We start from the raw sequence: 19,579 nt of genomic DNA on the forward strand, positions 1-19,579 counted from the left end.
CATCAAGACGTGATTGTCAGAATTTGATTCATTGTTAAGCAAACTCTTGGAGCAAAGGCCCGACCTCACAAAGGCACAGATTGATGAGATGATACAGAAAAAGAAAGAAAAGATTGGTGCAGGATATCTAACAGACCAAGGAGCGCTCTTTCTGATAGCATCTGATCTTGGAGTTTCACTAAACGAGCCACTAAAAGTAGAGATGGGTCTAAAGGATCTCTATGTTGGTGCAAAAGAGATAACTCTTGCCACAAGAGTGATGAATGTTTATCCAGTAAAGCAGTTTGCACGCAAAGATGGTTCCCAGTTTCTATTACGTACAATGACAGTATACGATGGAGATTCAAGAGCCCAGGTAAAACTATGGGACGAAAAGGCAAACTTGCCAGGAATTGAGAATCTAAAACCAGGTGACCTTGTAAAAATAATCAAGGCATATGTCAAGTCAGATATGAAGGGAAATCCAATAATCAACGTAGGCTCTGGCTCAAATATTGAGCCAAATGGAACGGTAAGTAATATCCCATCTCTTGATGCAATAACTGATGACGTAGGCAGTGTAAAAGAGAACCAGCAAAATCTCGTAGTGACTGGCATCCTTGATGGAAATATCAGGGCTACAGAATTTACAAACTTTAAAGGAGAGCCCGGAAAGTCAGTGCAGCTTAGACTCAAAGGAAAAGATGGAACAGTTGTACGAGTAGTTTTGTGGAATGTAGATCAAAAAACTATACCCAAAGTAATTACATCGGGTGCAAAGACCAGACTGATTGGAGTAAAGACAAAGGTTGGCCAGATGGGTCTTGAACTTCATGGTGATGAAGGAACAGTAATAGAGATAGAGGGAGCAACAGAGATTCAACCAATTATTATGAGAATTTTATCTATTACAAAAAGCGATTCTGGAAATACATTAATTCTTGGAACAAGGCAGGACAAGAATCTCATCAGCATTACTGATACAGTATCTTTGACAAAAGATCTTGTCTTAGGTGATGTCATAGAATGCATGCCATCAAAGGTATATGGAAATTCTATCACACTTGAGGGTGATTCATTTGTAAGAAAGATTGATGATCAAAAAATTCCAACGTTATCAGAAATTAGAACAAAGATTAAGGAAATAAAACCAGCTGACACACTTTACTGTGTTGAAGCAATAATTCTAAAGTCACCAGAAAAAAAAGAGATCCAGACAAAGACAGGTGAGACTATCTTACTTTCTGAGACATTTATTGAAGACGATACAGGTCAGATATGGCTCAAGGGTTGGAGATCACAGGCAAGACTTTTGGAACAATTTACTCAAGGAGAAATAATTACAGTAACTGCAGTTAATGCAAAATCAGGTCTTGAAGGAAGAATAGAATTGTTTTTGAGCCCCTATTCTGTTATAACACGAAAGAACTAGTCCCAAAATCCCCTAGTTGTAACATACTGTCGTTCTGCTTCGTAAATTTGTTTATAGAGTTCTTCTTCTCCAACCATGTTTCTTAGAATCCTTGCAGCAGTGTCAGCTCCTACACCATAGCCTGATATGACAACAAGCGCAGTCTTGCCAAAGTTTGCAAGAAGTGATGACACCTTCCAGGCTCGATTAAACTTGTGGTTCTCTTCAGCAGTAATTTTTTTGCCTGCAAACTTTTTTTGCACTATTTTTGGCAGGTCATAGTCAGAGTAAAATGTAGCAGATATCTGCCGTGACTTGCAATATGGACACGATGGAATCTCATTTATCTGACCTGTCTCAATTACTTTTTCCCACTTGCCACACCTTACACACACCAGCCTATGTCGTGTCTTTAAGAGTCTAGATTTTACCAGATCCAATATCCCCTTGTCCATATTTGCAGGAGATGCATAGTATTTTGTTGTATGATCAAGTATAGGCTCTGCAAGTTTTGAAAAACCATCAACTTCAACCCATGTTATCTTGATCTTGTTTAATTTTATATCTTGGAGTAATTGAGAGGTGTTTTGCAAGTCATACTTGTCATGATATAATTCCCGTAGTGCCTCTTTTGCAAGTGCAGTTTTAGAATATTTTTCATACAAAAATCTTGCAGATTTTCTGTCATAGACTGCCCCTCTTCCCACGATTCCAAACTTTTTTGCCACACACCAAGTTCTCCAGTTTACATTGTGTGTCCCAGCAAGCGAAGCTTGTACAATTTCTTGAAGATCATAATCATCTATAAGAATATCAATAACAGCTTTTTCCAATATCCTCCCATTTGATGAAAGCATTATTCTATATGCATCAGACCTAGAGTTTACAAGATATCCACTTTTGGCAGAGAGCATTGCAGAAAGCAACATTGCAAGGGTAGAATTTATCCTAGTCCCAAAACAGCAATGTACCACTACAGTATTTCTCACTCGTTGTGATTCAACAACAATATTTTTTTCGTCTGGAATTACATCAAGTTTTAGGTTATCCATTATTTTATTTGTAAAAGATGTAATGATGGTCTTTGTTCTGACCATACCGACTTTTTTCGCCGTATTATAGTCAACTGGGATGTTCTCACCTTCCCAGTATGGTACATTAATTCCAGCAGACTGGATGGGCTCTACATTTACTTTTAAAGACTTGTCATCTACGTTTAGAATTCTCCATTGCATGCCCCTTAGTACAAAGACACTTCCTTGTTCCCCATTATCACCTACAAATCTCTGGTCAAGGCTACCGATTATTTTCTTTGAAGCAGTATCAAATACTTTGAATTTTAAAATGTCTGGAATTGTTGAAAGATTTTCAAAATAGTACCTAAATGAGCGGCCTTTTTTTGTAAACGTCATCTCTTCTTTATCTAGATAAATTATAGAGCCATTGTGCAAAATCTCAAGTACTGCAAGAAGGTCTTCTGCGGTTATGTTTCTAAATGAATAGGCCTGTCTTGCCATATTTAATGCAAAGTCAACTGAGACTTGGCCAAATTGCATAGCCATCCCTACCAAGTGATGTGCAAGGACATCTAGTGCACCGTCATGAACTATCTGATCCTCAATAGATTTCTCCTTTACACGCTCCAAGATTGCAAGTGCTTCAATCTCATCATCAGGATTGTTAGTTACAATCAGTCCCTTTGCAGAAGAACCTCTTGTGTGTCTACTTCGTCCAATTCTTTGCATTAGTTTTGACACTTGCCTTGGTGAACCATAATGAATTACAAGTTCAACAGATCCAATATCAAGACCAAGCTCAAGTGATGAAGTACAAACCACAATACCTGGTTTTCCAGACTTGAGTGTCTCTTCAGTCTCCTCACGAACCTGCTGAGAAAGAGAACCATGATGCAATTCTATTGCAAGACTAGATCTTTCCTTTAGAACTGATGCAAGATATTCTGATTCGCCCCTAGTGTTGGTAAATAACAATACCGGAGAATTGGCATAGTTTTTTGTGACATATTCTATGATGTGGTCTACTACATCTGTAATTGTACCTTCTATGTATTTTACCTCAACGTCGTATTTTCTAATTGAATGATCTTCAATTATTCTACATTTTCTTTTTGTTCCAACTACAAATTTTCCAGCATCTCCAGTATTTCCTACTGTTGCAGAAAGTCCCACTCTAGTAATTGGATATGTAGTGTTTGCCTGCAATCTTTCAAGACTGAGTGAGAGTTGTGCGCCTCTTTCGTTGCCTAAAAGTTCGTGTACTTCGTCCAATACTATCCATTCAAGCTCATCAAGTGCCTTTAGCATTCCAGCTTGTGTCAGTAAAATTATGATTGTTTCAGGTGTTGTTATCAGTATGTCAGGCGGTGAGAGATTTATCTTGCGTCTCATTGATTGAGACGTATCACCGTGTCTTACTTCGATTCGAAGACCCTCAGTTTCTGCATATTCAATAATCCTCTTAAAGACATCCCTATTGAGTGCACGAAGTGGGGTGACGTATAGTACTTTTATCTTGTCTTGTTTTTTAGATTTTGCAACTCTTGCAAAGATTGGAATTACAGCAGTCTCCGTTTTTCCCGAACCTGTTGGTGCAATTACCAGCGAATCAATCTTTTGAAATATTATAGGAGCAGCCTTCTTTTGTATCTCAGTTAAATTCTTAAAACCAAGATTACGAAATTTTACTTCTAACTCAAGTAGTAGATGATTCTGGCTCTTTACTTTGTCTTGTTCTAGATCGCTCGTATACCATTACACCAACTAAACCTATACCAAATAAAACCGCCGAGATAATTGGTATATAATCAAAAATTCCTGCCATATGATTCATTATTTCTACAGTGATAAATAGGTTAAGATATTTCTACCAATCCTGCTTGGGTTATCTCGTACAAGATCTCTTTTCTTTTTCCAAATGAAGGCAATACCCGTGCTTTGTATATTTTTCCATCTTTTTCAAGCTTGATTTTTCTATGTGTAAACATACTAATTGACTTGTTCAAGGATTCAATCTCTTGATCATCTGAACTTCTTACAATATTAGTTACAACTATTGGAATCCTTGCGTTAATTGAAATCATACTTAGCAAATGCATATACTCCATAAATCGAATATGTTTTTCAAGGGAATTTGTCTCTCTAGAATATTCAAATGTAAACAGATCAGTTATGTTTTCTATTACAACCAGTTTAGGTGCTAGCTCTGATATTTTTTTTACATACTCAAATTGTTCTGCAGTATTTGTTATTCTTGCTACAATCATGTTATCAAGAAGCGAAGCTTGTAAATTTTTTAGTTTGATTAGTTGCAGCATCCTTTCGGGTCTAAATCCACCTGTAGTATCTTGATACAATACGATTCCATCTTGCAATGAATTTAGAGAAATCTGCATTGCAAGTTGTGTCTTTCCACTTCCTCCAGGTCCAAAAATATCGATTATCATACCATCCATTATGCCACCCCCAAGCAGATCATCAAGTCCTAGAAGACCAGTGGAAATCAATTCTAATCTAGAATTTATCAGAAATTAAAGAGTATAAGTGATGATCGGGAAGGCTTTTATTCCCTATTTCAAGCAGTGGTGACAAGTGATTTGTGATTGTCACAAGCAGCAACTCCAAAAAGACCTTTAACTACACTTCAAAAAGGGATTAACAAAAAAGTTACAGTCCGACTAAAAAGTGAGATAGAATACAAAGGCAAAATGAATAACGTAGATTCGTATATGAATCTCATAATGACAGATGCCGAAGAGATAAGCAATGGCAAAATTATTGCAAATTACGGCAGAGTCATAGTCAGAGGAAACAACGTACTTTTCATAAAATTAGAAAATGAGTTATAGGGAATTCAATTATGGCCTCTTCTAGAAGCTACCTATTTACTTCAGAATCAGTTACAGAGGGTCACCCAGACAAGATTTGTGACCAAATATCTGATGCAGTTTTGGACGAATTTTTAAAACAAGATCCTGATTCAAGAGTAGCAGTAGAGACTTTGACTACCACAGGTGTTGTAGTGGTAGCTGGTGAAGTTACCTCAAAGGCAAGATTTGACATACAGGATATAGTAAGAAAAACCATTAGAGAGATCGGATACGATAATCCACAATATGGCTTTGATGCAGACTCTTGCAGTGTTTTAGTTGCACTTCATGCACAGAGTCCTGACATATCAATGGGAGTTACTGCAAATGACAATAAAGATCAAGGAGCTGGAGACCAGGGTCTCATGTTTGGATATGCAACAAATGAGACAGAAGATTTTATGCCCATGCCAATTTTACTTGCACACAAGCTTACAAAACGTCTTGCTGAGGCAAGAAAGAAAAAAGAACTTCCATGGGCAAGACCAGATGGCAAGTCTCAGGTTACAGTAGAATATGAAAATGGTAAACCAAAACGCATAGATGCTATTGTTATTTCAACACAGCATTCTCCTGAGATTACAAATGAACAAATTAGAAAAGAGATAATTGATAAAGTAATCAAACCAGTTTGTGGAAAATTGTGGGATGACAAGATAAAGATTCATGTAAATCCAACTGGCAGATTTGTCATAGGAGGTCCCCCAGGAGATGCAGGACTTACGGGCAGAAAGATAATTGTCGATACTTATGGTGGCATGGGAAGACATGGTGGTGGTGCCTTTTCTGGAAAAGATCCATCAAAGGTAGACAGATCAGCATGTTACATGTGCAGATACATAGCAAAGAACATTGTCGCAGCAGGTCTTGCGGACAAATGTGAAGTACAAGTTGCATATGCAATTGGTGTTGCAGAACCAGTCTCTCTTATGGTAAACACGTTTGAAACAAATAAAATTCCTGAAGAGCAGATTGAAAATATAGTAAGAAAACATTTTGATATGAGGCCTTCTGCCATTATTTCCCAGTTAAAATTAAAGAATGCAATATACCGAAAGACTGCGGCTTATGGACATTTTGGAAGAAACGAACCTGAATTTACATGGGAAAAGACAGACAAGATAGAAGTATTAAGAAAGGCTGCTGGACTTTAAGACTTCGCCATATTTTGTAAATCTCATTTGTGCAAGACTTGCAAGTTTTTCATGATTGCCAACATAATCACCAATCATTATGCTTAAAATCTATTTTTTTTATCTCTATTTTTTTTACGCCAATGAATTGTCTGACAAAAGTATTGTAACTTACTGTTTGAGGCCCTGCCAAATCAAGTATTTTATTTGAAAATGAATTTTCCATAATTGATTTGATCATAACCTTTGCTACATCACCAACAAAGATTGGCTGGAAGCGATAATTACCAGAACCAGGAATCATAACTTTGCCTTTTTTTATTTGTCTTTGTAGATTTTTTGAGAGAGGATCATCTTTTCCTATAATATATGACGCTCTAAGAATAGTATAATCAAGTCCAGAGTGGATTATTTCTTGTTCAGCTTTGTATTTTGAAATAAAATAACCAAGAGTAGAGGATTTATCAACTCCAAGACCGCTAATGTAAATTATTTTTTTTATCCTTGCTTTTTTACATAGTTTAATGACATTTTTAGTAAGAGAGACGTTCACCTTTTCATAATCTGAATCTATAGTCTGTCTTCCTTGACCAATAAAATGTAATAATGCACTGGAACCTTTTATTTTGGATACAAGATTATTTTCAGATAGAGTATCAGATGATATTACTCTTGCAAAGTTTATTGATTTTTCATTTCCTTTACGCACCAAGCCTATAACATGAAATCCATTTTTTGAAAGAAACTTGCCTACATTCTTTCCCACAAAGCCATTTGCGCCAGTAATCACCACTGATCTACTTTGATTCATACAAAAACAGGGATATAATGCCGACAAATTAATTTTGGTCTTTGATATATAATATAGCAGTTGAATATAGTAGACTGCCATCAGATCTTAGGCATCCAAGTAGGAGCTTCACAAAAGGAGATAAAGAATGCATACAGACTACTTTCTTTAAAATATCATCCAGATAGGAATAAGGACAACAAGGATGAAGAGAGATTCAAGAAGATAATTGAAGCGTATCAACAATTAAGAAACGCTGAAAAGAAAAAGGACAAGATTTCAGAAAGTGAGGTAGCTGCAAAATACTCTGATTTTTGGAAAAAGTATGACAAGGACGCAAGTGAGGAATTTAATTTTGGATCAAACTTTGCTGAATTTAGACATGAGTTTGGAGCAAAAGTTACTCAAGACTATGAACATAACCAAGAAAAGGAATCCTCCCCAATGAGTACTCACATAATACTTTACGGAGGATTAGGAGCAATTGCTCTATGGATAATTCTATCAAGCATATTGAAATAATCTGATAAGGGATTAATACATAAGAAAATAAGTCATTTTCATGGTAGAAGAAGAGAAGCCAAAAGGGAAGATGAGGACAGGTTTTACCACGGGGACCTCAGCAACAGCTGGTGCAAAAGCTGCTATACTTGCAATCATAGAACAAAAAAAGATAGATTTTGTTGATGTTACCTTACCCAAAAAATCTCAGATTCGAATAAAAATTGAAAATTGCAAATTTAGTAAAAACAGTTCTACAGGTATAGTGATAAAAGATGGGGGAGACGATCCCGATGTCACTCATGGAGCTGAAATAATAACAGAGATCTCACTTACTGAAAAACCCGGAGAGATAGAAATTGATGGTGGAGAAGGGGTTGGCAGAGTTACCAAACCCGGATTAGGGTTAGAGATAGGCACTGCTGCCATAAATCCAACCCCAAAAAAAATGATAAAAGAAAATATTTTAGAAGTAGCAAAAGATCTTCTTGTAAAAAATGGAATCAGAGTATTGATATCAGTACCAAAGGGAAGAGAGCTTGCACTCATGACAGATAATCCAAGACTTGGGATTATTGGAGGCATTTCAATTCTTGGAACAAGTGGTATAGTTGTTCCATATTCTACAGCTTCATTTGCTGCAGCAATTAGACAAAGTATCGAAGTTACTAGAGCAATGGGAGATGACACTGTTGTTTTAACAACGGGTGGGAGAAGTGAAGATTTTGCAAGAAAGATAATTAATTTGCCAGACCATTGTTTTGTACAAATGGGAGACTTTTCAGGATATACCGTACAGGTTTGTGCAAAGAAAGACATCAAGAAAGCATATGTTGCTGGATTTATCGGAAAGCTAGCAAAAATGGCAATGGGGGTAAAACAGACTCATGTAAAGGGCTCAAAGGTTGATATGGAATTTCTTGCAGATTTAGCCAAGAAATGCAAGGTGCCACAAGAGGTGGTAGATAATATCAAAAAGGCAAACACTGCAAGGCATGTATTTGACATTATAAATGAAAAAAACATTTCTGGCTATTTCGACATTGTTTGCTCAGAGGCTCACAAACAACTAGGAAAATATTCTGATAACAAGTTTGAGATCGAGGTTATAATGTTTGATTTTGACGGTAAGGTAATCGGGGTTTTCCCAAAGAGTAACAAATATCTTAAGACCTAGAAAAATTACCTTGTGGAAAACGTAGTAATAATTGCTATAACAAAAAATGGTATTGCTACAGCACATTTGCTCAAACAACGTTTTCCAACATGGAAGATATTTTCTCCCTCAAAGCTTCGCCAAGATGGAAAAGATATCGAGTGGTTTGATGAATCAACTACCCTAAAGGTAAAAGAGTTGTTCCAAAATAATGAAGCTCTAGTATGTATTTTTTCTCTTGGTGCAGTGATAAGATTGGTTGCACCTCACCTGAAGGATAAAAAGACAGATCCTGCAGTAGTAGTAATAGACGACACTGCAAAATTTGTCATAAGTACACTCTCAGGCCATCTGGGAGGTGCAAATGAGCTTGCCGAAAAAATAGCTTCTACGCTTGGCGCCATTCCAGTTATTACTACCGCAGCAGATGTAAACAAGACAATTGCAGTGGACCTGCTTGGAAGGGAGTTTGGTTGGAGTATTGATGAAACTTCTAGTGTAACAAAGGTTAGCGCATTTATGGTAAATGAAGAAAAAATTGGCGTCTTCCAAGATGCAGGAGAAAAAGATTGGTGGTTACCAAAAAAGGAGCTTCCAAAAAATGTCCACATTTACAAATCATTTGACGAGATGATAGCATCTGACTGTAAGGGATTTCTTATAATTTCTGATAAAATAATAGAAAACAAGGAAATCCAAGATCGTGTTGTTATTTACAGACCAAAGACCCTGTTTGTTGGAGTAGGCCTACACTGGGATACCACAAAAGATACCATTAGAGAAGGGATGAATTTTTGCCTGTCTAAATTCAAGATTAGTCCAAAATCAGTTGCAAAATTTGCATCAATTAAAAAAGAAGATAATGTAAAGGGATTACAAGAATTATCAAGTGAGATGAATGTGCCATTAGAATATTTTGACAAGACAGATCTTTCTGCCATAAGCATACCCAATCCTTCAGATGTTGTACAGACGTTTGAGGGTACACCAAGTGTATCAGAAGCTGCCGCAATCAAGTCCTCTGGAGGAGAGTTGATTGTACAGAAACATAAATTTCCTCCAAACCTTACAATTGCGATAGCACGGAGATCAAATTGAAGCGTGGCCTTTTGTTAATAGATAGAGGAAGTAAGGAAAGGGAAGCTGGCGAGGAGCTTGAAACTATTTGCAAGGAAATAAAGAAGAAAGGCGATTATGATTTTGCCGAGTATTGTTTTCTAGAAGTAACACCGCCATACATCGAAGACGGAATTAAAAAGTGCCTAAAAAGTGATATAGATTCTCTTACTATAGTGCCATACTTTTTGTATCCAGGAAAAAAAGTTAAGGCATCTGTTACAGAAGTAATGAAGTATCAGACAACAACAAATGTCAAGTTTCTTGTCACAAAACCCATGTCCATGCATATGACTCTTGTGAGACTAGTTGAAAGTAGGATCAAATCGGCACTTGATAAAGGTGGAGTTTTACTAACAAATGACAAGATAGATGTCTTGGTAATTGGGCATGGAAGTAAAGATCCTAATGCAAAAATGTCAATAAAATATGTGGTAGATGAACTTGGTCATTTGTATAGAAATGTAGATTACTGTTTCCTTGAGATCGAAGAACCAAACATAGAACAAGGAATAGAAATCTGCAAGAAAAGAGATCCAGAGGTTCTTGTAGTTGTTTTTTACTTTTTACATGAGGGAGCACATGTAAAAACAGATATCAATGCTGATCTTAGGCCAGCATTGGAGAAGCATAAGTTGAAAAAAGTTTTGATCACGCAACACATAGGAACTGATCAGAAGATGATCGACCTGATCATTGAGAGAGCCCAAGAGGTAGAGACATGATTACCCAAAAGGGTCAGTCAATAGAAGACAAGAGTATGGAAATAATAGATAGTGAGATCGGCTCTCACCCATACTCACCTGACGAGTGGATAATAGTAAAAAGAATAATTCACTCCACTGCAGATTTTGATTTTGCAAGACAGAACAAGGTGGTGTTTCACAAGGATGCAATACAGAGTGCCATAGATGCATTACAAAAAGGATGCAATATCATAGTTGATGTCAATGGCGTAATAGGCGGTTTTAACAAGGACAATATGAAAAAATTTGGAAATCAAGTGATATGCAGTATATCAGATCCTCAGGTAGTAGAGGAAGCAAAAAAACTCAACAAGACACGTGCCCAGACTTCAATGAGATTAGCAGCAAAGCAGATGGACCATGGAATAGTAGTCATAGGAAATGCGCCTACTGCACTCATCGAGGTAATACAGATGATAAAAGAGGGTGTAACATCTCCTGCACTTGTCATTGGAATTCCTGTAGGATTTGTCTGTGCAGTAGAGTCAAAGGATGAGCTTCGCACTACAGATGTGCCATATATCACAAACATTGGCAGAAAGGGAGGCAGTCCATGTGCTTCTGCAATTGTCAATGCACTTTACAAAATTCTTGCAGCAAGATCAAAATCTTAGATTACTTTCTTGAATAAGATATGCATGATTTTACAAAGTTGGCAGCAATTGGAGAGCCATCAAAGTGTACATGCATGTATGATGCAAGTGCATTGTATATAGTCAGGCCATCTTTTTTATCTTTGATGCCAATGCCAATGGACAGATCATATGCAAATTTTGAATCTTTTGACAGTAAATCCAGTTCAGAATAATGAAATTCATGACCTTTGATAGTTTTTGATTGCAAGGAAAATGGGAAATTTGATCCTAACTTGGCACTAGTATAATTTAGTTTTAGTTTCTTTTCCATTATAGTAACAGCGTCAAAAAGTCCCACCATCTTGAATTTCCCAGACTTGTAACTAATGGATTTGGTCAGATACATAAGCCCCCCACACTCTGCATAAATCGGCATTCCATCTTGGGCATATTTTTTTACCAGTTTCTTCATGATATCGTTTCTTTGGAGTAGGTCTCCTTTGACTTCAGGAAATCCACCTCCAATGTAGATTCCATCACATGGCGGTATTTTTTCATCTGAAACTGGACTAAAGAATACAATTTCTGCACCAAGCCTCCTTAGCGAGTCTAGATTATCCTGATAATAGAAATTAAAGGACTCGTCCATAGCGATGGCTATCCTGGTTTGTGTTTTTTTATCTTTTGTATAAGGAACTTTAGGTAGATCAGGTCCACTTTTGGCAAGTTTTATTATTTTTTCAATTTCAATAAAACCTGAAAGTGATTTTGCAATGGACTTGATTTTCCCATCAAGAGATTGCTTTTCTCTTACAGGTATAAGACCAAGATGTCTTGATTCAAGCTTGATGTCATTTATTCTTGGAATGACTCCAAGTATTGGAAGCCCTACTTTTTTTAATGCATCCCTGCACAGGGTTTCATGTTTTTTACTCCCAATTTTATTTAATATAACACCGCAAATTCTAGAGTTTTTCTCAAAATTATCAAATCCAAGTGCAGTTGCAGCAATAGAGCGAGCAGCTTTACTTGCATCCAAGACAAGTATAACATTAGATTTTGTTATATTTGCAACATCATACGTGCTTGCAAAGCTTGATTTTCCATCAAATCCATCATAGTATCCCATTACGCCTTCAATTATAGAAATGTCTTGATGGGAGTTTTTGACAAAATTCTTTAAAACTCTATTTTTTCCCATCATCCAGACATCAAGATTACGAGCAACTTTACCTGAGACAGAGCTGAGATAGCTTGGATCTATAAAATCTGGTCCCACCTTGAATGGCTGAACCGAGTATCCCTTTTCCCGTAGTCCATGTATTATTGCAGTTGTTATAGATGTCTTACCTACTCCACTTGTAACACCTGCAAGAACAATTCTTGGAATCTTCATGTCTCTTCGTCTTTGTTAGTATTTTTTATAATTTGAAAAAGTTGCTGGAGTGCAAGTTTTGGATGATGTGCTGCAAGTTTTAGCATATTGGTCACACCAAAATCTGCCTTGATGAAATCAAGAAATTCTTCAGCAGAGAGTTCACCTATTATTTCAATTTCCTTGTCCCATTCTTGATCACTTAGATTAAGCCACCTATACTGTACCTTGACTGCAGCTGCTATCTTTGATCCTATTGCTTTTTTCATGGTTTGCTCATAGGATTTCAGAGATTCCTTGGATACATCACCTTGAAGTATAGACTCGCCACCAATTCTGCCTGCTGCTCTGCCAAATTCAATTGCATACCTTATCCCCTCAAGAACCAACGGGTTTGCCTGTCCTGCAGAGTCGCCCACCATTATGAGATTGTCATCTATGGTTGACTGTCTTAGTCCTTCGTTTGGAATCAGACCATAATGAAACTCGACTGGAACAATTCTTCCAAGATCATTTAGCGGTTTTGGTCTTTTTTCCAACAGTTCAATCAAGAGTTTGCTTGCATCTGCTTGAGAATTGGGTTTTCCCACTCCCACTCCTATACGGACCTTATTTTTCCCCAAAGGAAAAATCCATGCATAGCCTGCGGGAGAATATTGTGAACCCACCATGAGATACCACGTATCAGAGTCAATTTTATCGACATATGCTTCATACTCTGCACCTGCCCCAAATCTTTTCCATGGCATAACAATGCCAAGAGATCTTCCAACAACAGAGTAAAAACCACTTGCATCTATGACAAGTTTTGAATTAAAAACTAGTTCTTCTTTAAGCGAGGTTGCCTTTACTCCACTTAATTTTCCCTTGTCATTTTTTATCGCATCAGTCACACTAGTTCTTAAAAAAATGTCTGCCCCTACACTTGCAGCTTGGTATGCTAGAAATTGGTATGTCTTTCTTACATCCAAAACTGCAGCTTGTGCAGTATCACTTTTTTTTATTACATAATTATTTGGAGAGTAAAATGCATAGTTGCTTATTTCATTATAATACTCGGATGGTATTCCAAATGATTTTGCTTCCTTTATCCATGTTACACCGCTTGTCCTAACATTTTGTCCTATTGCTTCATCTCTTTCAAGGACTACAACACTGAGACCTTTTTTTGCAGCTCCCCACGCTGCTGACAAGCCTGCCGGTCCTCCTCCCACAACGACTACATCATAATCATAACTTTTAGTCATTAGTATTACTCAAATTTTCCAATGTTCAATATTATAAGCTGTGGTTTTGCCAAGACAGGTCATTTTCCAACCCAATCTTTTTACCTAACACACAAAAAATATTCTCAATGACAAAGGGACTAGTCATAGTTTACACTGGAAAGGGAAAGGGAAAAACAACAGCAGCTCTTGGAATAGCTCTTCGTGCAGTTGGCTATGATCATAAAGTTTGCATGATACAGTTCATCAAGGGTTCATGGCATTATGGCGAGATGACATCATCAAAGAGGCTAGAGCCCGAGTTTGAACTCACTGCAATTGGCAAGGGCTTTGTTGGAATAATAGACGACAAGAGTCCTATTGAGGATCATAAAAAGGTGGCAGAGGAGGCACTCAGAGTTGCACAGGAAAAAATTAATTCAAAAATCTACAATATAGTAATACTTGATGAGATAAATTATGCCATAAATCTTGGCCTGATAAATCTAAAAGATGTCTTGGAAATTATTTCAAACAAACCTAATGATGTCAGCTTGGTTCTTACTGGAAATTATGCCAAAGATGAAGTAATAGAGAAAGCGGATCTAGTTACTGAAATGAGGGAGATTAAACACCCGTTCAAATCTGGAATAAAAGCAAAAAAAGGAATCGACTTTTAATCAGCAACATTAAATTATGTACAATAAATTTGAAGGCTATGACAACAACTATCCAGAATTTTCCTGAAGTGGGAGAGATTGTAGTTGCCACTGTAACACGAATAGTAGATCAGGGAGCTTATGTTGCACTTGATGAATATAATAATGTCCAAGGATTCTTACATGTCTCAGAAATTGCTACTGGTTGGATAAGAAATGTAGCAAAATTTCTCAAAGTAGGAGAGAAAAAAGTTTTACTGGTAAAACGAGTAGATCCTCGAAGATCTGAAATAGACTTGTCATTAAAACAAGTATCATCTGATCAAAAAAAGAAGAAGCTTTTAGAGATAAAACGCGGTGAAAAAGAAGAGGCTTTAATTGAAAATCTAAAATCTCGCATAAGCTTGTCCGAGTCTGAGATGGGAAAATTAGAAAATGTTCTAGTAGAAAAATTTGGCTCAGTTTATGATGCATTTTCTGAAGTTTCAACCAAAGGCATATCAGTTTTAGATAACCTCAACATTTCTCCAAAGGCATTAACTATTATTGCAGAATTGGGTTCAAAAATTCAGGTTCCACATGTTGAGATACGCGGAATTTTTGAGCTAACCTGTAACAAGTCAAATGGCATTGAAATAATCAAGCATGCATTAATTGATTCTACAGCTAACAAGAAGGAGATCTCTATTACATACATTGGTGCTCCCAAATATCGTATTACTCTTACTGCTCCAAACTTTAAGGAGGCTGAAAAGGAACTCAAACCAATTATTTCCTCAGTACAAGATGCCATAGAGAAGAAGGGAGGCACCTTCAAGTTCACAAGAGAAGAATCAAAGAAGACAAGAGAAGGCTAACAATGCACTTTCAGATGAGAAAATGTACAGATTGTAAAAGATACACCCTAAAAGATGAGTGTTCCAAGTGCGGACACCAGACTGTTACTGTACATCCGGGAAAATATTCTCCAGATGACAAGTATGCAAGATATCGTATTTCAGACAGATACAAGCAGTAACTAGTTTTATTTTGTCGTACTGTTTGATGATTCTATACTAATTTTGGATACCCGTGCAGCATCAGCATCTACTGGCTGGTTAGTAGCAGGATCTGTCTGTAGTGCTGCTATCTTGTCAACAACATCTTGACCAGATACGACCTGACCAAATAAAGTATACTGATTGTTCAACCAAGGCGCATCTCCAACTGTGATAAAGAATTGAGAGCTTCCACTGTTAACATCAGTGCTGCGTGCCATGCCTACCATGTATTTTGTGAAATTCATATTAGAACTAAATTCTGGTGGAATTGTATGTCCTGAATCTCCAAGGCCCCAAGTACTTCTATCACCTTTTATCGTATTTGGATCACCGCCCTGAATCATAAAGCCTGGAATTATTCTATGAAATACAGTTCCGTCATAGAAACCAGAATTAGCAAGATTGACAAAATTTGTTGTTGTCTGTGGTGCTACATTATTAAAAAATTTGAATTTTATCTCTCCAAACTTTGTATCAATAACTGCAATGTTTCCACCATTGCTTGTAGTGGTTGTGGGTTTTATTGTAGGTGTAACTGAGCCACTTCCTTGTGAATTACTATTAGTAGATGATGTCACATTCTGAGATTGATAGTCTGGGTTTACTTGATAAATCAATACGCCTGAAAAGACACCCGAGTCTGTCCTATTGAGACTTGCAGATGAATATACTAGACGTAGTGGCCCATTTCCGTTTGAAGGGTATTTGATGGTTTTTGAGTAAATTGCCGTATAACCTGTAGTGTAGGTTGGTGATTCATTGTGAGTATTTGAATCATAATATGTTAGAGGAGTAAACGGAAACATTTGTCCAAGCAAAGTATTTTGCCAGAAATAATCTGTTGGCGTAAAGGCATCATCTTGTAGGAATTTAGATGAATCAAGGCCGCCTATTTTCATGAACCATTGTTTCTTGCTTTCATCTCCTCCTCCTCCAAGTACGTAAAGGTCTTGACCGTTTGAAACAAACTTTTGGCCTACAACATAAACTAGAACATAGTTTGCTCCCATCTTCTTTAATGCCTTCCATGCTTCATCAGGAGAATCTAAAAGCATTCTTGCAATGTTTGCTATTACATTTGTATCAACTGTGGCGTTATCAGCAATTGTCGTTCTTTCTCCCAAAGTCTGTATCCAGTATCCATAGTCCCACCATGAGGCAACCACAGAATCTTTTGGAGTGTTAGTTTTTAGCCAGTTTAGAGCATCTGGCCAGTCACTAGTTGAGATGGCAAAGTTTGAACCTCCATTAAGAATTGTAGGTGGGGATTTTGTTATTGATATCCAATTTCCATTTACTGGATACAAGGTTGGAACCAGAAATAATGCCACTATCACAGCAACAAACGCTATCTTTGGAATTCTTCCAAGCAAATCACTAGTTTTCTTAATCGGAGTTGTTTCCTTTCTTGTTCGAGTTGTTCCTTTGTTTGATGATTCGATGACCTTGACCTGCTTGTTTTCTTTTTTCAGAATATCTGTCACAAGTATGGCAAGACCTATAGATGAAAGTATGATTACAGAAGTTGCAGTAAGTAATTCTAATCTAGAGAAAGTAGAACCAGAATACGCTCCAACTATACCTATGATCAAAGCAAATACAATCATCTCATTTCTAAGAGAGAATTTGGACGTATTTTCATCTCCATTCTTCTTTCTGAACACAAGCCAGATTCCAAGGCCTGCAAATAACATTAGCACTGAGAAATAGCTAAAGTTTTGTGCAAGTGTTGGCGTAGCATGCTCTGCAACAGAGTCAACAAGAGGATCCTCGGAGGTCAGGAATGGATCCATTGCATTTAGATAACGAAAACTTGTAGAATGAAAAGCGCCTGAAGATAATACCATGCCACCAATTATTACAAGAGCGGCTAAAGCTAGTAGACTATTACGCATACGATGTTGTTCTTTACTATATTTTTGAATGAAGATTATTATTACAAGCAATATAGTTGGCCCAATCATTGCAAATCCCCTCATGCCAAATACAAAAGTTGGACCAGGTCTTGCAAACAGACCTCCAGATATCACCATGGTTACTGCTACAAATAATGGAACTGCCCAAAGCAGAAAATTATGATCTTTTCGTATGAAAGGCAGGGCAACGAAGAACAATCCCAGAGGAAGAAGGAAGAACTCTATTCCTCCCCAAGATGCAAAACCTGTAGCAAGGAAGAATCCTCCTCCTACCATCTTGGCAGCAGCAACTTTTTTGTTCTTGGATTTTAGTCCACTTAGAAACAGATAGACTCCCAATAACCCATAAAACAAACCTAAAGGTTCAGACTTGAACCATCCAATGGTTCCTCTAACTATTATTGGAGGCGATAATGCAAAGAAGAGAGAAGCAAAGAGACCTGCACTAGTACCTCCCAAAACACGCACAAGTGCAAATATGACTATTACCGTCATAGAACCAAAAACTACTGGAAAAATTATTGTAAAGTCATAAAGACTCATTCCGCCACCAAATATCTTGTATAGAACTGCATCAGTAACATGTAATGGTACTTGTGCTGTATCAAAGACATCTCTCCCAGCAGGATACCAGCTCATAGTATCATGCCAATGGACATATGCATCTAATCCATTATCTAATAGATACTGTGTTGCTCTATAATTAAAGAATGGATCAAATTCGTTTAATTGAAAACCATAATCAGCAGCTTGAGATCTAACCATTGCAGAAATGGAAAATGAAATTATAAGAATTCCAATTACAAGTAGATGCCTTAGATGAAAGTCAAATTTTCTTACAGTAAACAATTTAGCATCTTGTATCAAGCTAGTTTTTGATGGAATTTACTCTGTTTATTACTCTTTTGTAAGGATTTGAACCTCACATGATTTTATCAATTGTTTAAAATCCTGAGCGTCTTTTTCAGTACCAACAATTGTTCCAAAATGCATTGGAATTACGATCTTTGGTTTTATTTTTTCTACGGCTTTAGCTGCTTCATTTGCAGTCATAACATATGTTCCACTAACGGGTACAAGTGCTACATCGGGCTTTAGATCAGACATCTCTGGAATCAAGTCAGTATCTCCCGTATGATAGATTGTAGTACCATTTAGTTCAATCAGAAAACCTATTTTATCATCTTCCTTAGGATGAAACGGTTTTTTGGTTTCTGGGTTTATCTTGTCTATATTATACGCCCTAGTTGCTTTAATTTTAATTCCTCGTACAGTCTTTTCTTCACTTGGAGAGATGCCAATCTTTTCTTTAAAGGTAAATCCTTTCAGCATGTCAATGCATTCATTTGCAGCAACAATGCTAGTATTCTCTGTTGAGACACTTTTTAGATCATCCAAACTAAGGTGATCAAAATGATTATGTGAAATCAAAATCAAGTCTGCTTTTTCTTGTTTTGTTATCTTGTACGGATCAGTTATAATTTTGATATTATCACCAACTATGCTAAAAGAGTTATGACCAAGCCACTTTATTTTGATTCCTTTATACTCAAACATACCTAGAATTATGTCCTACCAAAATTAAAGCTTACCTGGTTCAAGAACAATTTTATCACTTGAGACAGAAAGAACAGAACCGCCATTTTTCTTGATTCTCATTTTAAGTTCAGTATCAAGTGTAGCAACTATTCCTCCATGTTCTTTCACAAAAGAAACTAGAGCATCATCAACAGATTTCCCCGAAATACTGATCTTTTTTAATTCTCTTACAATTTTTAGAGCATTTTCAGCAGAACTTTTTTTTTATCATCCATAGTTATTCTTTCCAATTCTTTTACCACCATATCTGGTACAACATACTCTATTGCTCCAATCTCTGTCTCTATACTAGAGATATTTTTTATTCTTCTAGAACCAAGAATCATTAGAAAACTAGAATCACAGATAATTTCAACCACTTGCTACACCAGCACCAATTAATCTCCATCTTTCAGCTATTCTTCTACTGATTGCTACCTTACTATTGTCAAAAATACACACTGGTCTTTTGAATTGCAATTCCACTGTCTTGCCTCTTACACTAGTAACTTT

19 protein-coding genes and 2 pseudogenes are annotated in these 19,579 nt (G+C 36.8%); 11 read left to right on the forward strand and 10 right to left on the reverse strand.

Annotated elements, in window-relative coordinates; translation table 11 throughout:
* The first annotated feature begins 13 nt into the window (after nt 1-13).
* Nucleotides 14-1,411, forward strand: a complete 1,398-nt coding sequence (locus C0Q33_RS07345; RefSeq protein WP_101477940.1) for a single-stranded DNA-binding protein — start codon at nt 14-16, stop codon at nt 1,409-1,411.
* Here the strand turns inward: C0Q33_RS07345 and C0Q33_RS07350 are convergent.
* Both C0Q33_RS07350 and C0Q33_RS07355 read right to left on the reverse strand, forming a co-directional pair.
* Nucleotides 1,408-4,098: pseudogene (locus tag C0Q33_RS07350) on the reverse strand (DEAD/DEAH box helicase); the annotation flags it as partial. The gene C0Q33_RS07345 and the pseudogene C0Q33_RS07350 sit on opposite strands and share 4 nt — an antisense overlap.
* 164 nt (nt 4,099-4,262) lie before the next feature.
* Nucleotides 4,263-4,913, reverse strand: coding sequence for a RecA family protein (locus C0Q33_RS07355; RefSeq protein ID WP_101477942.1), 651 nt, complete (start codon nt 4,911-4,913; stop codon nt 4,263-4,265).
* 96 nt (nt 4,914-5,009) lie between these two features.
* On the opposite strand from C0Q33_RS07355, the gene C0Q33_RS07360 reads away from it, so the two are divergent.
* Together C0Q33_RS07360 and metK are read left to right on the forward strand one after the other, a co-directional pair.
* Complete coding sequence (locus tag C0Q33_RS07360; protein ID WP_101477943.1) at nt 5,010-5,255, forward strand: U6 snRNA-associated Sm-like protein LSm6; 246 nt, start codon at nt 5,010-5,012, stop codon at nt 5,253-5,255.
* 11 nt (nt 5,256-5,266) lie between these two features.
* Nucleotides 5,267-6,430: a methionine adenosyltransferase gene (gene metK / locus C0Q33_RS07365; protein ID WP_101477944.1), complete on the forward strand. Its 1,164-nt coding sequence runs from the start codon at nt 5,267-5,269 to the stop codon at nt 6,428-6,430.
* A gap of 67 nt (nt 6,431-6,497) precedes the next feature.
* Here metK and C0Q33_RS07370 read toward each other — a convergent pair whose 3' ends face one another.
* Complete coding sequence (locus C0Q33_RS07370) at nt 6,498-7,220, reverse strand: SDR family oxidoreductase (protein ID WP_165776470.1); 723 nt, start codon at nt 7,218-7,220, stop codon at nt 6,498-6,500.
* Nucleotides 7,221-7,280: 60 nt separating this feature from the next.
* Between C0Q33_RS07370 and C0Q33_RS07375 the strand changes: the two genes are divergently transcribed.
* The 5 genes from C0Q33_RS07375 to C0Q33_RS07395 are packed head-to-tail and all read left to right on the forward strand — an operon-like array spanning nt 7,281 to nt 11,332.
* Complete coding sequence (locus C0Q33_RS07375) at nt 7,281-7,721, forward strand: J domain-containing protein (RefSeq protein ID WP_101477946.1); 441 nt, start codon at nt 7,281-7,283, stop codon at nt 7,719-7,721.
* A 40-nt stretch (nt 7,722-7,761) separates the two neighbouring features.
* Complete coding sequence (locus C0Q33_RS07380) at nt 7,762-8,877, forward strand: cobalt-precorrin-5B (C(1))-methyltransferase (RefSeq protein WP_101477947.1); 1,116 nt, start codon at nt 7,762-7,764, stop codon at nt 8,875-8,877.
* Nucleotides 8,878-8,889: 12 nt separating this feature from the next.
* On the forward strand, nt 8,890-9,954 hold the full coding sequence (locus C0Q33_RS07385; RefSeq protein ID WP_101477948.1) for a cobalt-precorrin 5A hydrolase: 1,065 nt from the start codon (nt 8,890-8,892) through the stop codon (nt 9,952-9,954).
* A complete protein-coding gene (locus C0Q33_RS07390) occupies nt 9,951-10,697 on the forward strand; it encodes a sirohydrochlorin chelatase (RefSeq protein ID WP_101477949.1) in 747 nt (248 codons plus the stop codon). Before C0Q33_RS07385 ends, C0Q33_RS07390 begins: the two co-directional genes overlap by 4 nt.
* A complete protein-coding gene (locus tag C0Q33_RS07395; protein WP_101477950.1) occupies nt 10,694-11,332 on the forward strand; it encodes a precorrin-8X methylmutase in 639 nt (212 codons plus the stop codon). Before C0Q33_RS07390 ends, C0Q33_RS07395 begins: the two co-directional genes overlap by 4 nt.
* Before the next feature lies 1 nt (nt 11,333).
* On the opposite strand, the gene C0Q33_RS07400 is transcribed toward C0Q33_RS07395, so the two are convergent.
* Nucleotides 11,334-12,689: a cobyrinate a,c-diamide synthase gene (locus tag C0Q33_RS07400; protein ID WP_101477951.1), complete on the reverse strand. Its 1,356-nt coding sequence runs from the start codon at nt 12,687-12,689 to the stop codon at nt 11,334-11,336.
* Nucleotides 12,686-13,915 (reverse strand): NAD(P)/FAD-dependent oxidoreductase, encoded by a 1,230-nt coding sequence (locus tag C0Q33_RS07405; RefSeq protein WP_101477952.1) that lies wholly within the window; start codon nt 13,913-13,915, stop codon nt 12,686-12,688. Before C0Q33_RS07405 ends, C0Q33_RS07400 begins: the two co-directional genes overlap by 4 nt.
* A 107-nt stretch (nt 13,916-14,022) precedes the next feature.
* Between C0Q33_RS07405 and cobO the strand changes: the two genes are divergently transcribed.
* Genes cobO through C0Q33_RS07420 form a run of 3 tightly spaced genes read left to right on the forward strand, consistent with a single transcriptional unit; the run spans nt 14,023 to nt 15,550 of the window.
* Nucleotides 14,023-14,553 carry a cob(I)yrinic acid a,c-diamide adenosyltransferase gene (cobO, locus tag C0Q33_RS07410; protein ID WP_101477953.1) on the forward strand — a complete coding sequence of 177 codons (531 nt, stop codon included), beginning with the start codon at nt 14,023-14,025 and terminating at the stop codon, nt 14,551-14,553.
* 38 nt (nt 14,554-14,591) lie between these two features.
* Nucleotides 14,592-15,389, forward strand: a complete 798-nt coding sequence (locus C0Q33_RS07415) for a translation initiation factor IF-2 subunit alpha (RefSeq protein WP_101477954.1) — start codon at nt 14,592-14,594, stop codon at nt 15,387-15,389.
* Nucleotides 15,390-15,391: 2 nt separating this feature from the next.
* On the forward strand, nt 15,392-15,550 hold the full coding sequence (locus C0Q33_RS07420; RefSeq protein ID WP_101477955.1) for an RNA-protein complex protein Nop10: 159 nt from the start codon (nt 15,392-15,394) through the stop codon (nt 15,548-15,550).
* A 6-nt stretch (nt 15,551-15,556) separates the two neighbouring features.
* Here the strand turns inward: C0Q33_RS07420 and C0Q33_RS07430 are convergent, their stop codons facing one another.
* The 5 genes and pseudogenes from C0Q33_RS07430 to C0Q33_RS07440 all read right to left on the reverse strand — a co-directional run.
* On the reverse strand, nt 15,557-18,355 hold the full coding sequence (locus C0Q33_RS07430; protein ID WP_245867381.1) for a peptidylprolyl isomerase: 2,799 nt from the start codon (nt 18,353-18,355) through the stop codon (nt 15,557-15,559).
* Nucleotides 18,356-18,385: 30 nt separating this feature from the next.
* Nucleotides 18,386-19,045, reverse strand: coding sequence for an MBL fold metallo-hydrolase (locus tag C0Q33_RS07435; RefSeq protein WP_101477956.1), 660 nt, complete (start codon nt 19,043-19,045; stop codon nt 18,386-18,388).
* A gap of 24 nt (nt 19,046-19,069) precedes the next feature.
* On the reverse strand, nt 19,070-19,195 hold the full coding sequence (locus C0Q33_RS09600; RefSeq protein WP_281258843.1) for a hypothetical protein: 126 nt from the start codon (nt 19,193-19,195) through the stop codon (nt 19,070-19,072).
* Nucleotides 19,196-19,263: 68 nt separating this feature from the next.
* Nucleotides 19,264-19,446, reverse strand: coding sequence for a PIN domain-containing protein (locus tag C0Q33_RS09525; RefSeq protein WP_133121035.1), 183 nt, complete (start codon nt 19,444-19,446; stop codon nt 19,264-19,266).
* A pseudogene (locus C0Q33_RS07440) lies at nt 19,439-19,579 on the reverse strand (translation initiation factor IF-2 subunit gamma); the annotation flags it as partial. The gene C0Q33_RS09525 and the pseudogene C0Q33_RS07440, both read right to left, overlap by 8 nt.

It is taken from the genome of Candidatus Nitrosotalea bavarica, from assembly GCF_900167955.1.
Lineage (GTDB): Archaea > Thermoproteota > Nitrososphaeria > Nitrososphaerales > Nitrosopumilaceae > Nitrosotalea > Nitrosotalea bavarica.